The organism is Streptomyces sp. NBC_00335, assembly GCF_036127095.1.
In the GTDB taxonomy this organism is placed as follows: Bacteria; Actinomycetota; Actinomycetes; order Streptomycetales; family Streptomycetaceae; genus Streptomyces.
In genome coordinates this window covers 5360230-5373486 of sequence record NZ_CP108006.1, presented here as the reverse complement: position 1 = coordinate 5373486, position 13257 = coordinate 5360230, and the positions used below count along the sequence as shown (strand labels likewise).

At 71.4% G+C, this 13257-nt stretch carries 15 protein-coding genes and 1 tRNA gene; 8 read left to right on the top strand and 8 right to left on the bottom strand.

Going from position 1 to position 13257, the window contains the following annotated elements; all coding sequences use genetic code 11:
* The first annotated feature begins 26 nt into the window (after positions 1-26).
* The 6 genes from OHA37_RS24145 (at position 27) to OHA37_RS24120 (ending at position 5406) form a co-directional block, all read left to right on the top strand.
* Complete coding sequence (locus tag OHA37_RS24145) at positions 27-1301, top strand: betaine/proline/choline family ABC transporter ATP-binding protein (RefSeq protein WP_266913054.1); 1275 nt, start codon at positions 27-29, stop codon at positions 1299-1301.
* Positions 1298-2164: an ABC transporter permease gene (locus OHA37_RS24140; protein WP_266908409.1), complete on the top strand. Its 867-nt coding sequence runs from the start codon at positions 1298-1300 to the stop codon at positions 2162-2164. The genes OHA37_RS24145 and OHA37_RS24140 overlap by 4 nt, the downstream gene beginning before the upstream one ends.
* Positions 2165-3151: a glycine betaine ABC transporter substrate-binding protein gene (locus OHA37_RS24135; protein ID WP_266908407.1), complete on the top strand. Its 987-nt coding sequence runs from the start codon at positions 2165-2167 to the stop codon at positions 3149-3151.
* A 77-nt stretch (positions 3152-3228) separates the two neighbouring features.
* Positions 3229-3822, top strand: a complete 594-nt coding sequence (locus OHA37_RS24130) for an ArsR/SmtB family transcription factor (RefSeq protein ID WP_266908405.1) — start codon at positions 3229-3231, stop codon at positions 3820-3822.
* 37 nt (positions 3823-3859) lie between these two features.
* The gene (locus OHA37_RS24125) at positions 3860-4114 is read left to right on the top strand and encodes a hypothetical protein (protein ID WP_266908403.1); all 255 of its coding nucleotides are present in this window, start codon (positions 3860-3862) and stop codon (positions 4112-4114) included.
* Entirely contained in the window at positions 4111-5406 is a 1296-nt protein-coding gene (locus tag OHA37_RS24120; RefSeq protein WP_266908401.1) for an MFS transporter, read from the top strand. Before OHA37_RS24125 ends, OHA37_RS24120 begins: the two co-directional genes overlap by 4 nt.
* Here OHA37_RS24120 and OHA37_RS24115 read toward each other — a convergent pair.
* The 7 genes from OHA37_RS24115 to OHA37_RS24085 all read right to left on the bottom strand — a co-directional run bounded on the left by OHA37_RS24115 (position 5336) and on the right by OHA37_RS24085 (position 11745).
* Positions 5336-6133, bottom strand: coding sequence for a S16 family serine protease (locus OHA37_RS24115; RefSeq protein ID WP_266908399.1), 798 nt, complete (start codon positions 6131-6133; stop codon positions 5336-5338). The two genes, OHA37_RS24120 and OHA37_RS24115, sit on opposite strands and share 71 nt — an antisense overlap.
* 103 nt (positions 6134-6236) lie before the next feature.
* Positions 6237-6878, bottom strand: a complete 642-nt coding sequence (locus tag OHA37_RS24110; protein WP_054222485.1) for an IclR family transcriptional regulator — start codon at positions 6876-6878, stop codon at positions 6237-6239.
* A 403-nt stretch (positions 6879-7281) separates the two neighbouring features.
* Positions 7282-9066: a DEAD/DEAH box helicase gene (locus OHA37_RS24105; RefSeq protein ID WP_266877913.1), complete on the bottom strand. Its 1785-nt coding sequence runs from the start codon at positions 9064-9066 to the stop codon at positions 7282-7284.
* Complete coding sequence (locus OHA37_RS24100; protein WP_266908396.1) at positions 9063-9242, bottom strand: hypothetical protein; 180 nt, start codon at positions 9240-9242, stop codon at positions 9063-9065. Before OHA37_RS24100 ends, OHA37_RS24105 begins: the two co-directional genes overlap by 4 nt.
* Positions 9239-9631 (bottom strand): type II toxin-antitoxin system death-on-curing family toxin, encoded by a 393-nt coding sequence (locus tag OHA37_RS24095; RefSeq protein ID WP_266913052.1) that lies wholly within the window; start codon positions 9629-9631, stop codon positions 9239-9241. Before OHA37_RS24095 ends, OHA37_RS24100 begins: the two co-directional genes overlap by 4 nt.
* An 11-nt stretch (positions 9632-9642) precedes the next feature.
* Positions 9643-9846, bottom strand: a complete 204-nt coding sequence (locus tag OHA37_RS24090) for a hypothetical protein (RefSeq protein ID WP_266908394.1) — start codon at positions 9844-9846, stop codon at positions 9643-9645.
* A gap of 438 nt (positions 9847-10284) precedes the next feature.
* Positions 10285-11745, bottom strand: a complete 1461-nt coding sequence (locus tag OHA37_RS24085; RefSeq protein ID WP_266908392.1) for an MFS transporter — start codon at positions 11743-11745, stop codon at positions 10285-10287.
* A gap of 138 nt (positions 11746-11883) precedes the next feature.
* Between OHA37_RS24085 and OHA37_RS24080 the strand changes: the two genes are divergently transcribed.
* Together OHA37_RS24080 and OHA37_RS24075 are read left to right on the top strand one after the other, a co-directional pair.
* Positions 11884-12288: a hypothetical protein gene (locus OHA37_RS24080; protein ID WP_266908390.1), complete on the top strand. Its 405-nt coding sequence runs from the start codon at positions 11884-11886 to the stop codon at positions 12286-12288.
* A 160-nt stretch (positions 12289-12448) separates the two neighbouring features.
* Positions 12449-12523, top strand: a tRNA-Cys gene (locus tag OHA37_RS24075).
* A gap of 56 nt (positions 12524-12579) precedes the next feature.
* Here the strand turns inward: OHA37_RS24075 and OHA37_RS24070 are convergent.
* Positions 12580-13230: a hypothetical protein gene (locus OHA37_RS24070; RefSeq protein WP_266908388.1), complete on the bottom strand. Its 651-nt coding sequence runs from the start codon at positions 13228-13230 to the stop codon at positions 12580-12582.
* Positions 13231-13257: the final 27 nt, after the last annotated feature.

Sequence of the window (13257 nt, the reverse complement as noted above, 5' to 3'; positions counted from 1 at the left end):
CGTCCGAGGCCCCGAAGTCCGAGAAGCTGCCGACCGAGGCCCCGCCGACCGAGACCCGGCCGGCCTCCGCCTCCGCCTCCGGCGCCACCATCCAGCTGGAGAACCTCACCAAGCGCTACCCCGGCAACCCCAACCCCTCCGTCGACGACGTCTCGATGGAGATCAAGGCGGGCGAGCTGGTGGTGTTCGTCGGCCCCTCCGGCTGCGGGAAGTCCACCACCCTCAAGATGATCAACCGGCTGATCGAGCCCACCTCGGGCCGGATCCGCATCGGCGACGAGGACGTCACCGACATGGACCCGGTCAAACTGCGCCGCAAGATCGGGTACGCGATCCAGTCCTCCGGGCTCTTCCCGCACATGACGGTCGCCGAGAACATCGCCCTGGTCCCGAAGATGACCGGCTGGTCCAAGTCCCGCGTGAAGGACCGGGTGGAGGAGATGCTCGACCTGGTCGGCCTGGACCCGCGCGAGTTCCACGGCCGCTACCCGCGCCAGCTCTCCGGCGGCCAGCAGCAGCGCGTGGGCGTGGCCCGGGCCCTCGCCGCCGACCCGCCGGTCCTGCTGATGGACGAGCCCTTCGGCGCCGTCGACCCCATCACCCGCGACCACCTCCAGGACGAGCTGATCCGGCTCCAGCACGAGCTGCACAAGACGATCGTCTTCGTCACCCACGACTTCGACGAGGCCATCAAGCTGGGCGACCGGATCGCCGTCCTGCGCGAACGCTCGCACATCGCCCAGTTCGACACCCCCGAGGCCATCCTCACCAACCCCGCCGACGACTTCGTCTCCGGGTTCGTCGGCGCCGGGGCGGCGCTCAAGCGGCTCAACCTCACCCGGGTGCGGGACGTGGAGATCGCCGAGTTCCCGACCGTGTCCGTGGACGACCCGCTCCAGCAGATCTTCAACACCCTGCGCGCCGGCCAGGGCAACGAGCTCCTGATGCTGGACCGGCGCGGCCGCCCGTACAAATGGCTGCGCCGCGGCGACCTGATGCGCGCCAAGGGCTCCCTCGCCCGGGCCGGCCAGCTCGTGCACGACACCGTGACCCGCGACGCGACCCTGCACGACGCCCTGGAGGCCGTACTCACCGACAGCGGCGGCCGGGTGGCCGTCACCGGGCGGCGCGGCGAGTACATCGGCGTCGTGGACATGGAGACCCTGATGAACTCCGTGCACGAGATGCTGGAGGCCGACCGGCTGACGGCGGCCGAGCACGCGCACGACCTGGAGGAGCTGCGCCACCACCGCGTCGAGCGGGACCTGGAGGGGCTCCGGGACGGTACGGAGGGCTCATGAGCCCGCGCAACCCCGTCTCCCCCGAACGCCCGCCCGGCGAGCACGAGCTGGGGGGCCACGTCTTCCGCGACCCGGAGGAGCCCGATCCCGCCGAGGAGGTCATGACCTCCACCGCGCCGCCCCGCCCCGGGCGCCGGCTCACCTGGGCCCGGCTGGTGACCCTGCCCATCGTGCTGGCACTGGTGCTGCTGGCCACGTACCTGTGGATCACCAACGCCACCCTCGACACGATCGCCGAGAACTCCCTCGCGGACGGCAACGTCGAGCTGCGGCTGTGGCAGCACGTCCAGCTCACCGCGATCTCCACCTTCTGGGTGCTGGTCATCGCGATCCCGCTCGGCATCGCCCTCACCCGCCGCGGCCTGCGCCGGGCGGCCCCGCTGGTCACCGCCGTCGCCAACATCGGCCAGGCCACCCCGGCCATCGGCCTGCTGGCCCTGCTGGTCATCTGGCTCGGCATCGGCCCCTCGACGGCGATCATCGGCATGGTCGCCTACGCCGTCCTGCCCGTGCTGTCCAACACCGTCGCGGGGCTGCGCGGGATCGACCCGCAGCTGGTGGAGGCCTCGCGCGGGATCGGGATGTCCGCCATGGGAACGCTGATGAAGGTGGAACTGCCGCTGGCGGTCCCGCTGATCCTGGCGGGCGTACGGACGGCCCTCGTCCTCAACGTCGGCACCGCGACCCTGGCCACCTTCGGCGGCGGCGGGGGCCTGGGCGACCTCATCACCTCCGGGATCCAGACCCAGCGGATGCCGGTGCTGGTGCTGGGCTCGGTGCTGACGGTGGCGCTGGCGCTGTTCGTGGACTGGCTGGCCTCCCTGGCCGAGACGGTCCTGACCCCGCGCGGGCTGGAGGCGTAGATGGACAGGCTCGGCACAAGGACAGTACGGACGGCATCGGCGGCCTGCGCGGCCCTGCTGGCGCTCGCGGGCTGCGGGCTCAAGAGCGGTTCCCCGATGGTGGACGACGTCCTGCCCGGCTCGGTGGGCCAGGGGCAGCCGCTCAAGGGTGCCTCGCTCACGGTCACCTCGAAGAACTTCAGCGAGAACATCGTGCTCGGCCAGATGATCGGCCTGATCTTCAAGGCGGCCGGCGCGGAGGTGCTGGACCGCACCAACCTGCCCGGGTCGATCAGCGCCCGCGAGGCGATCATCCAGGGCGACGCGGACGCCATGTACGAGTACACGGGCACGGCGTGGATCACCTACCTCGGCAACGACGAGCCGATCACGGACCCCTACGCGCAGTGGGAGGCGGTGCGGGACGCGGACGTGAAGAACGGCGTGGCCTGGCTGCCGCCCTCCACGCTCAACAACACCTACACGCTCGCCATCAGCAAGAAGAACAACGCCAAGTACGGGCTGAAGACCATGTCGGACGTGGCGGCGCTGTCGCAGCGCGACCCCAAGGCGGTGACGGTCTGCGTGGAGAACGAGTTCGCCTCGCGGGAGGACGGGCTGCCGGGGATGGAGAAGGCGTACGGGATGAAGATCCCGGCGGGCAACGTCATGAAGATGGACGCCGGAATCATCTACACCCAGGTCTCGAAGTCCGATTCCTGCCTGCTGGGCGAGGCCTTCACCACGGACGGCCGGATCAAGGCCATGGACCTGGACACCCTCGCCGACGACCGGCACTTCTTCCCCAACTACAACGCGGCGCCGGAGCTGCACGCGAAGACGCTGGAGAAGTACCCGCAGATCGCGGGCCTGCTGGACCCCCTGTCGAAGCGGCTGACGACGGAGACGGCGCAGCGGCTCAACGCCCTGGTCGACGTGGACGGGCAGGATCCGCACGAGGTGGCCAAGGACTGGCTGGTGGCGGAGGGGTTCATCAAGGAGGAGTGAGCGCCGGAGCGGGGATGCAAAGAAGTGGTTGCAAAGAAACCCTTGCATAGGCTTCTTTGCAACTCTACTGTTGAGGCATGCCCGAGAAGAACGCCGATTCCCAGAATCCGGAGCCCCAGCTCCGCAAGCTCGACGCCCACTCCCTGCGCGGCCTGGCCCATCCGCTGCGCATCCGCCTCCTGGGCGACCTGCGCCTGCACGGGCCGGCCACCGCCTCGCAGCTGGCGGAGCGGCTCGGGGAATCGAGCGGGGCCACCAGCTACCACCTGCGCCAGCTCGCCGCGTACGGGTTCGTCGAGGACGCCCCCGAGCACGGCAAGGGCCGTGAGCGCTGGTGGCGGCCGGCCCAGGACGGCACGATCTTCGACGAGGCGCTGGTCTACGACACCGACCCGGCCACGCGCGGTGCCGCGGAGGTCTTCCTCGCGGAGATCGTGAAGATCCACGAACAGGAGCTGTCCTCCTGGCTGGGCGAGGCGCACACCTGGTCACTGGAGTGGCGGCGGAGTTCCGAGCTCAGCGACTTCTCGCTGCAGCTGACCCCCGAGCAGAGCCACGAGCTGGTCCTCAAAATGCACGACCTGATCAACAGCTACCGCGATCTGCCGCCCTCGGAAGGCACGGAGACGGTCCGCGTCCACACACACGCCTTCCCGGTGCGCACCAAGTAGCCCGCGCCTCCACCCCTTTCGCAGAAGGAGCCCTGCCGTGCACGCCTTCAGCCATGCCCACATCCATGCCGAGACCCACGCCACCCGCACCGCCGAGGCCGCCGCCTGGCGCCGCGCGCGGGCGGCCGCGCCGCCGGTCTCCCCCGTTCCCCGCCTGCGCGCCCCCGCCCTGCGCAACCAGCTCGGCGAGACCCTGATCGCGCTCGGCATCCGCCTGATCCAGCCCGCGCACCTGCACGCACGCATCACCCGCAACACCCGGATCTCCCGCCCGCACGGCGGCATCGCGTGAGCCGTGTCCCCTTCACCGCCGTCCTGCTCGCCAACACCATCTCGATAGCCGGGAGTTCGCTGACCCTGATCGGAGTGCCGTGGTTCGTGCTCCAGACCACGGGCAGCGCCGGCCGGGCCGGGATCGTCGCCTTCTGCGCCACCCTGCCCGTCGCGATCGCCGCCCTGGTCGGGGGCCCGGTCATCGACCGGATCGGCCGCCGCCGGGTCTCCGCCGTCTCCGACCTGATCTGCGGGCTGGCCGTGGCCGCGATACCGCTGCTGCACCACACCGGGCTGCTGGAGTTCTGGATGCTGTGCGCACTGATGGCCGTCTGCGGCCTCGTGCACACCCCCGGACTGACCGCGCGCTACGTCCTGCTCCCCCATCTCGCCGAGCACGCCGGCACCACCATCGCCCGCGCCGCCAGCCTCTACGACGCCGTCTCGCGCGGAGCCCGCATGATCGGGGCCGCACTGGCCGGCGTACTGATCGCCACGATCGGCGCCGGGTCGGTGCTGCTCCTCGACGCGGCCACCTTCGGCGCCTCCGCGCTGCTGGTCGCCGTGTTCCTGCGCGGGATACCGGCCGCCGAGCCGCAGCGCGCCGCCGGGAAGGTGTCGTTGGCGGGCTACCGGGCCGAACTCGCCGAAGGCTGGCGGTTCCTGACCCGGGCCAGGCTGCTGCTGGGCATCACGGTGATGGTGATGATGACCAACGGCATAGACCAGGGCTGGTCCTCGGTCCTGCTGCCCGTGCACGGCCTCGAAGCCCTCGGCGGACCCACCGCGCTCGGACTGATGATCGCCCTCTTCGGCGGGTTCGCGCTGCTGGGCGCCCTGCTCTACGGAGCCTGGGGCGAGCGGTTCCCCCGTAGGGCCGTATTCGCCGCGGCGTTCCTGCTGTGCGGAGCCCCGCGCTACGTGGTCGCCGCCTTCACCGACACCCCGCTGCCGCTCGCGGTGACGATGGCCCTGTCGGGGCTGGGCGCGGGCGTGCTCAACCCGATCCTGACCACCGTGATGATGGAGAAGGTGCCCGACGCCCTGCGCAGCCGGGTCGCCGGCGTGACCACGGCCGGCTGTGAGCTGACGATGCCGCTGGGCGGGCTGGCCGCGGGGCTGCTGGTCGACGGCTTCGGGGTGACGAAGGCGCTGCTGGTGTTCGGCGGGACCTACTTCCTCGTCACGCTCTCGCCGCTGGTGTTCCCCTCCTGGCGGAGCATGGAGGCGGCCTCCCGGCTCAGCAGGACGGAGCCGGTTCGCCCTTCTGCAGAGCCCGCAGAGCGTTCACCGCATCCGTCAGCGAGGTGACGGGGACCAGCCGGAGCCCCTTGGGGAGTTCGGACTCGGCGTCCGAGCACTCCGCCGCCGGTACGAGGAACACGCTCGCCCCGTCGCGCCGCGCGGCCTGGGTCTTCAGGGCCACGCCGCCGACCGCGCCGACTTCGCCGGCCGCGGTGATGGTGCCCGTACCGGCGATGGTGCTGCCGCCGGTGAGATCGCCGCCGCTGCCGTTCCCGTCGAGCTTGTCGACGATGCCGAGGGAGAAGAGCAGTCCGGCGCTCGGACCGCCGACGTCGGCGAGGTTCAGCTCGACCTTCACGTCATTGGGGTCCTTGTGGAGGTAGCCGAGGGCGGCCGCGGAGGCCGTCGACTGCGACTTGGTCATCTCCTCCAGGTTGTGCTCCTCGATCTCCTTGTCGCTTCCGCCCGAGGGGTACACCGACTCCCTGGGCATGACCGCCCGGGCGGTGTCGAACCAGTCGCCGACCAGCTCGGGGAGGGTGACGGTGGTGGAGGGTCCGGTGGCCTGGATCGTGGTCATCCGCAGCTGGCCGGTGGTCTCGCGGGTGGGGGCCCCGGTGATGGAGATGACCTGCTTGCCGTCACGGGAGCCGAGCACGTCGGCCGTGAGGCCCGGCTGCGCGATCACGAAGGGCAGCGGTGCGAGGGCCGCGACGGCGAGCAGCGCGAGCACGGGCACGGCGCAGACGGCGAGGGCGGCGGGACGCGGCAGGCGTGTGAGGCGAGAGAGCACCGGGCCAATCTAGCGCGGGTGCCCCCGAACGGGTCGAGCCGCGCCCCCGGCGGTGGGGGGCGCGGCTCGGTGTCCGGATGTGCTGCGCGTGCGGCTGCGCGGCTCAGCGCAGGGCGTCGGCCACCTCGCGGGCGGCGTCCACCACGCGCGGGCCGACCCGCTCGGGCACGGCGTCGGCCAGCATGACGACGCCGACGCTGCCCTCCAGCCCGGTGATGCCCACCAGCGGCGCTGCGGCGCCGCTGGCGCCCGCTTCGAGCTCTCCGTGGGTGAGCGTGTACCCGGGCTCGATGAGCGTGCCCTGGCGGGCGGCCAGGATGGCCCGGCCGGCTGCCCCGCGGTCCAGCGGATGGCGGAAGCCGGGCCGGTAGGCCACGTGGTAGTCGGTCCAGGTCGGCTCGACGACCGCCACGGCGAGCGCTTCGGTTCCGTCCACGAGGGTCAGGTGCGCGGTGGCGCCTATGTCCTCGGCGAGGGAGCGCAGCGCGGGCAGCGCCGCCTCGCGCACGAGCGGGTGCACCTGGCGGCCCAGGCGCAGCACTCCGAGCCCGACGCGGGCGCGGCCGCCGAGGTCGCGGCGGACCAGGGCGTGCTGTTCGAGGGTGGCCAGGAGGCGGTAGACCACGGTGCGGTTCACACCGAGGCGGTTGGAGAGCTCGGTGACGGTCAGACCGTGGTCGGTGTCGGCGAGCAGTTTGAGAACTCGGAGTCCTCGGTCGAGAGTCTGGGAGGTTTCCGCGGTCACGACGCCTCTCCCTCTTTCGGTGGGCGGCGGTGACTCTCTGGGGATAGCGCCGCCGGTCCCTCGGCGACGCACGGAGAGGCCGCCGGTAGCGGCCATGGCACCGGCTGCGCTCCCGCGGCGGCGCTGCCACGGGGCGTTCGATGCGGGGACAGTAGCGAGCAGGTTCGCTCAGCGGAAGAGCTCGTCCAGAATCCGGGCGCCTACTGCCGTTTTATGCCGGTTGAAAACGCGCATCGCTGTCAATTCGTGACCTTCGGGCCCTGACGGCCGCTCATGTCCGAGCACGGCCCCGGACGACCTCTCGGGGCCTCCCACCACGGGTGCGTCGACACCGCTACGGTGGCCCGGGCGGGCGGGAACCGTACAAAACTCCCCCGCCCCCCGCGCCGGATTCCGTAGGAAATCACCGCATCCGGGTGGCCCACTCCTGGACCTTCTTGATTCGCTCGCGCAGCTGTCCCGCCGTGGCTTCCGCGCTCGGCGGTCCGCCGCACACGCGGCGCAGTTCGGTGTGGAGCACGCCGTGCGGTTTGCCGCTCTGGTGGACGTACGCGCCCACCATCGTGTTCAGCGACTTCCTCAGCTCCAGCAGTTCCTTGTGCGAGACCACGGGCCGCCGGTCGGCCGGCAGCTCCAGCAGGTCCGCCTCCGAGTCCGGCTTGCGCTTGCTGTGCGCGATCTGCCGCGACTGCCGCTTCTGGAGCAGCATCTGCACCTGGTCGGGTTCGAGCAGTCCCGGGATGCCGAGGTAGTCCTGCTCCTCCTCGCTCCCCGGGTGCGCCTGCATGCCGAACTCGGCGCCGTCGTACAGCACCCGGTCGAAGACGGCGTCGGACTCCAGCGCCTCGAAGGACATCTGCTCCTCGTCGCCGGTGTCCTCGTCCTCCTGCTTGTTCGCCTCCTCCATCTCCTTCTCGGAGTCGGCGTACGGGTCTTCCTCGCCCTGCTTCTTCGGCTTGTCGAGGACGTGGTCGCGCTCGACTTCCATCTCGTTGGCGAAGCCCAGCAGGTAGGGAATGGTCGGCAGGAACACCGAGGCCGTCTCGCCGCGCCGGCGCGAGCGCACGAAGCGCCCGACGGCCTGCGCGAAGAACAGGGGGGTCGAGATGGTGGTGGCGTACACGCCGACCGCGAGGCGCGGTACGTCGACGCCCTCGGACACCATGCGGACGGCGACCATCCAGCGGTCGTTGCTCGCGGCGAACTCGTCGATCCGCTTCGAGGCCCCGGTGTCGTCGGACAGTACGACGGTGGCCTTGCTCCCCGTGATCTCCCGGATCAGCTTGGCGTACGCGCGCGCGGAGTCCTGGTCTGCGGCGATGACCAGCCCGCCCGCGTCCGGGATGCCCTTCCTGACCTCGGTCAGCCGCTGGTCGGCGGCGCGCAGCACGTTCGGCATCCAGTCGCCGCGCGCGTCGAGCGCCGTACGCCAGGCCTGCGAGATGGCGTCCTTGGTCATCGGCTCGCCGAGGCGCGCGGCGATCTCGTCGCCCGCCTTGGTGCGCCAGCGCATGTTGCCGCTGTAGGAAAGGAAGATGACGGGCCGCACGACCCCGTCGCCGAGGGCGTTCCCGTAGCCGTACGTGTAATCGGCGGAGGACCGCCGAATCCCGTCGTTCCCTTCCTCATAAGCCACGAAAGGAATGGGATTCGTATCGGACCGGAAAGGCGTACCGGTGAGGGCGAGCCGCCGGGTCGCCGGATCGAACGCCTCCAGGCAGGCCTCGCCCCAGGACTTCGAGTCACCGGCGTGGTGGATCTCGTCCAGGATCACCAGGGTCTTGCGCTGCTCGCACCGGTTGCGGTGCAGCATCGGGCGCACGCCCACACCCGCGTACGTGACGGCGACCCCGTGGTAATCCTTGCTGAGCGGCCCCGCGGAGTAATCAGGATCCAGCCGGATCCCTATCCGGGCGGCCGCTTCCGCCCACTGCTTCTTCAGGTGCTCGGTCGGCGCGACGACGGTCACCTGCTGCACCACGTGGTGGTGCAGCAGCCAGGACGCGAGCGTCAGGGCGAAGGTGGTCTTTCCGGCGCCGGGGGTGGCGACGGCGAGGAAGTCGCGCGGCTGGGTCTCCAGGTACCGGTCCAGCGCACCCTGCTGCCAAGCTCGCAGGGCGCTGGCGGTACCCCACGGCGCGCGGCCGGGGAAGGCGGGTGAGAGGTGGTGGGAGGCGGTAGTAGTCACGGTCTCCGGTTCGGGCTCTCGGCGGCGTATCCGTTCCGGGCGGCGTGCATTCCGGGCATCGGTACGGCCAGCGGTACGGGCAGTCGTACGTAGGACAACCGGGCCACCTTACCGGCCCGGGCCCGCCCCTCGCGGAGGGACAGGCCCGTGACCTCGGCGCGTGCGGCGAGCGTCACATTCGCCGGGCGAGCGCGCGCAGCCGCTCCGCGATCCGCCCGATGTCCTCCTCGTTCCCCGCCGCCACGTCGATGACCAGGCCGTACGCGGCATCCTCATCGGCGTCACCGAGATCGACTCGGTTGAGGGCGAGGAAGGTGGCAGCGGCGAGCCAGGCGGTGCGCTTGTTCCCGTCGACGAGGGGGTGGTTCGTCGCGATCCCGTGCAGCAGGGCGGCCGCCTGCTCGTAGGTGTCCTCGTACGCCGAGGTCCCGAACATCCGGGCCCGCGGCCGGTGCACCGCGGACTCCAGCAGCCCGGGGGCGCGCAGCTCGACGGGCTGGTCCTGGGCGAGGCAGGCGTGCCGCGCGAGGTCGAGAACCTCTGAGAGGGTCAGGTGCCGCGTCATGTTCCCGGTGCTCATTCCCCGAGCCTCCTCAGCAACCCGGCATGCCGCCCGGCCAGCCGCAAGGCCTCGCCCCCGGCCCGCTCCCGCTCCCCCCGCACCCATCCCCGCACGGCGGCCAGCACGGCCTCCTCGACGCTCTGCCCGGTGGCATCGGCGAGATCGGCCAACTCCGCCCGCTCGGCATCGGCCATGACGATGATCAACTGCTCTTCCATCCCCGGATGCTAGCCAGCTCGGCCCGACGCTGCCCCGAATTACCGGCCTCGGCACCCTTCAACCCCACCGGCCCGCACACGCAGACCGACGCCAGCCAAATCCAGCCCCTCCCCACGGGCCCGCACGCTCAGACCCACACCGGCCAAATCCAGCCCCCGCCCCACCGGCCCGCACGCTCAGAGCGACACCAGCCAAATCCAGCCCCCGCCCCACGGGCCCGCACGCTCAGACCCACACCGGCCAAATCCAGCCCCTCCGGCGCCTGAGGAGCGGGGGCCCGGGGGCTGGCCCCCGGCAACGGCGCGGCACCGGACCACGGGCCCGGGCCCGCCAACCCGTACAGGGCCGACCCCGGCCAAATCCAGCCCCTCCGGCGCTTGAGGAGCGGGCCCCCGGGGGCCGGCCCCCGGCAACGGCGGGGCACCCGCCGAAGCGCCTCAGCCCCGCCGAGGCTCCGCATCCAGCCGGGTGGCAACCCAAGCCCCCACCAGCGCCACGCAGGCCATCGGCAGGAACACCACCACGAACGCACCGGGGTGCGAAACCCCACCCCCCTCACCCACGGAGTGCACCGCGGAGCCCACCGCTCCCCCACCCAGCGCAGCAAACGCCGCACCCCCGGCAGCCAGCAGCACCACGTTCGCCAGCGCGTCCGAGATCTGCAGGGAGGCGGAGTTGGCCCCCGCCTCCTCCGGCGCCGAAAGCTTCAGCAGCAGCACGCTCGTGGACCCGATGACGAGCCCCATCCCGAGGCACCCCAGCGCCCACACCAGCGCAATGATCCACACCGGCACCCACTCCACGAGCACCGCCGGCGCCCCGGCGATCGCCACGGCGACCATGATCATGCCCAGTACCATCAGCCGTTCCCGGTACGGCGCCGTCCGCCCCTGCGACTGCACCCACGAGCCGGCCGCCCACGTCACCCCGCCCAGCGCGAGCGAGAACCCGGCCATCGTCGGGCTCAGCCCCCGCTGGGTGACCAGCATCAGCGGGATGAAGCTCTCCGCGGCGATGAACGACCCCGCCGCCACGCCCCGCAGCAGCACCACCGACGGCAGCCCGCGCCGCGCCAGGTAGGTCCCGCGCGGCAGCAGCCCCAGCACCGCGGGCACCAGCAGCGCCGCCCCCGCGAGCCCGGGCAGCAGGGACAGCCACCTCACGTCCTGCGCCGCGTACTGCAGCAGCCCCGCCCCGACCGAGATCCCCAGCGCCAGCCGGATCCGCCGCCGGTCGACCGCCACGGGCGGAGCCTCGGGGTCCACCGGCCCGGAGGCGCTCCGCCGTATCGCCGGCAGCGCCACGGCGAGCGGTACGAAGACCAGCGGGGGGATCCCGAGGAAGACCCAGCGCCACCCGAGGTGCTCGGTGACGGTCCCCGCCGCCAACGGCCCGACGATCGAGGGCACGACCCAGCTCGCCGCGAAGGCCGCCATGATCGCGGGCCGCAGCCGCTCCTCGTAGGCCCGGCTGACGACCACGTACAGCGCGACGATGACCAGCCCGCCGCCGAACCCCTGCACGGCCCGCCCGAGCACGAACATCCACATCGCCCCGGCGGTCCCGGAACACACCAGCCCCGCGGCGAAGGACCCGATCCCCACGGTCAGCGGCCGCAGCGGCCCCTGCCGGTCGGCCCACTGCCCCGAGAGCACCATCCCGAACAGACTGGTCGTGAAGTAGGCGGAGAAGGCGAAGGCGTACAGCGCGATCCCGTCCAGCTCCCGGGCGGCCACGGGCATGGCGGTCCCGACGGCGGTGGCCTCGAAGGCGATCAGGAAGATGACCGAGATGATCCCGATGCTGAGCGTCCGGTACGCGGGCCCGAAGACCCCGCCCTTCGGGTGGCCGGGTATCGGTGCGGCGGGTGCAGCAGCTCGCTGCGGGAGGACGCTCATCGCCCCAGCGTAAGGTGCGTCCCCCCATATCGACCCTGTCCTTTCGGCGTATCCCACCTCGGCCCCTGGCCCTAGGCCTACCGGCCCCCGACGGCTTGCCCACGTCCCGGGCGACCGGCCTGCGCTAGCTTCGCCTCCATGAACTCATTGGCACAGATATACGACAGAGAGTTCCGTGTGCGCGGCCTGCGCCAGCAGGGGTGGGGCCGGGGATTGCTGGCCGCGGCCGCCCTCATCTGGCTCTGGATCGGCTACCTGCTCGTCTTCCCCTTCAGCGTCGACCAGGGCGGGGACTTCAAGCCCGTCGAGTGCGAGTCCCGCGCCTTCCACCAGGACAGCAGGAGGTTCGCGGTGTCGTACGTCAACGACGACGGCGAACGCTGTGACGCCGAGCGCGACTGGGGCCCGATGCTCGCCGCCCTCCTCCTCTCCCTGCCCCTGGCCTCGGTCGGCACCGGCTTGTACGTCTCCGGCACATCGGCGCTCCGCACCGCCGCCTACGCTGCCGAGATCACTCGCCTGAACACCACCAAGGAGCTCTGAGCCGGGGCAGTGACCGGGCAGCAGCCGCGAGACCGGGCCGCAAGGACCGCGCTCCGCACCCTGGACTGTGAACGCGGCATGGCAGTCGCATTGCACGACCCCGGCACCCCTTCCCCCGCCCTCCCGCACCCTCGTACGGTCATACCCATCACCACCACACAGCCGTGTGCCCGAGTGGTTTAGGGACTCGCCTGCAAAGCGAGTTACGCCGGTTCGATTCCGGTCACGGCTTCCACGGCGAAGGCCGCTCAGGGGAAGGCGCTCCCCTGAGCGGCCTTCGCCTTGCCCGCCCTAGGGTTCGGATGCGAACTTCTCCAGTTCCCCGGGGCGGCCCGGAAGCCCGCCGTTGTTCTCGCAGCGCAGCTCTTCGGCCACCGAGACGGCCGCGGAATGCACGAGCACGAGAGCGTCGGCGGCGGCTGTCGCTTTGCCGGACGCGTCGCCTTCGACAACGGTGAAAGCGGCACTGATCCTCAAGGGGACCTGCCGGGTGGACCCGACGCGGGAACTCACGCAATCGAACTTGACCGTGTGCGCCCTGCCCTCACGAAGAAGTCTCGGCCCGCTCGGTTCGGCGGCGGACCGTGTGTGGCCCAGGAAGACCACCGCGGCCTGCGCTGAGCGGGGCTTCCCGCCCTCCGACTGCTTCGGGGCTCCCTTGATCCGGCATTGCGCAGCGTCCGCGTCCACGACGTCTCTGCCCGACCGATAGTTTTGCTCCATCACCCTGGCGATGCCATCTGCGCTCAGATCCGCTTGCCCGTCTTCGACGACGAATTCCGAGATGCCCATCAACCGCTCCAGGGCGGTGCCCGCCTCGGGCGTGAACAGCGTTCCCCCGCAGACCTGCCCCACGGACACGGTTTTCGGTTCCGGCGACTTCTCGCTCTCCGGTGTGGATCCGCAGCTCACGGCCAGGGAACCCAGGACACCGAGGGCCACCAAGCGGACCGAAACGATCGAGCGCGG

What these genes read in the sequence shown, in the direction of transcription:
- OHA37_RS24085 (WP_266908392.1), bottom strand. Translation starts at nt 11,745, where the DNA reads ATGAGCGTCCTCCCGCAGCGAGCTGCTGCACCCGCCGCACCGATACCC.
- OHA37_RS24090 (WP_266908394.1), bottom strand. Translation starts at nt 9,846, where the DNA reads ATGGAAGAGCAGTTGATCATCGTCATGGCCGATGCCGAGCGGGCGGAG.
- OHA37_RS24135 (WP_266908407.1), top strand. Translation starts at nt 2,165, where the DNA reads ATGGACAGGCTCGGCACAAGGACAGTACGGACGGCATCGGCGGCCTGC.
- OHA37_RS24140 (WP_266908409.1), top strand. Translation starts at nt 1,298, where the DNA reads ATGAGCCCGCGCAACCCCGTCTCCCCCGAACGCCCGCCCGGCGAGCAC.
- OHA37_RS24130 (WP_266908405.1), top strand. Translation starts at nt 3,229, where the DNA reads ATGCCCGAGAAGAACGCCGATTCCCAGAATCCGGAGCCCCAGCTCCGC.
- OHA37_RS24080 (WP_266908390.1), top strand. Translation starts at nt 11,884, where the DNA reads ATGAACTCATTGGCACAGATATACGACAGAGAGTTCCGTGTGCGCGGC.
- OHA37_RS24095 (WP_266913052.1), bottom strand. Translation starts at nt 9,631, where the DNA reads ATGACGCGGCACCTGACCCTCTCAGAGGTTCTCGACCTCGCGCGGCAC.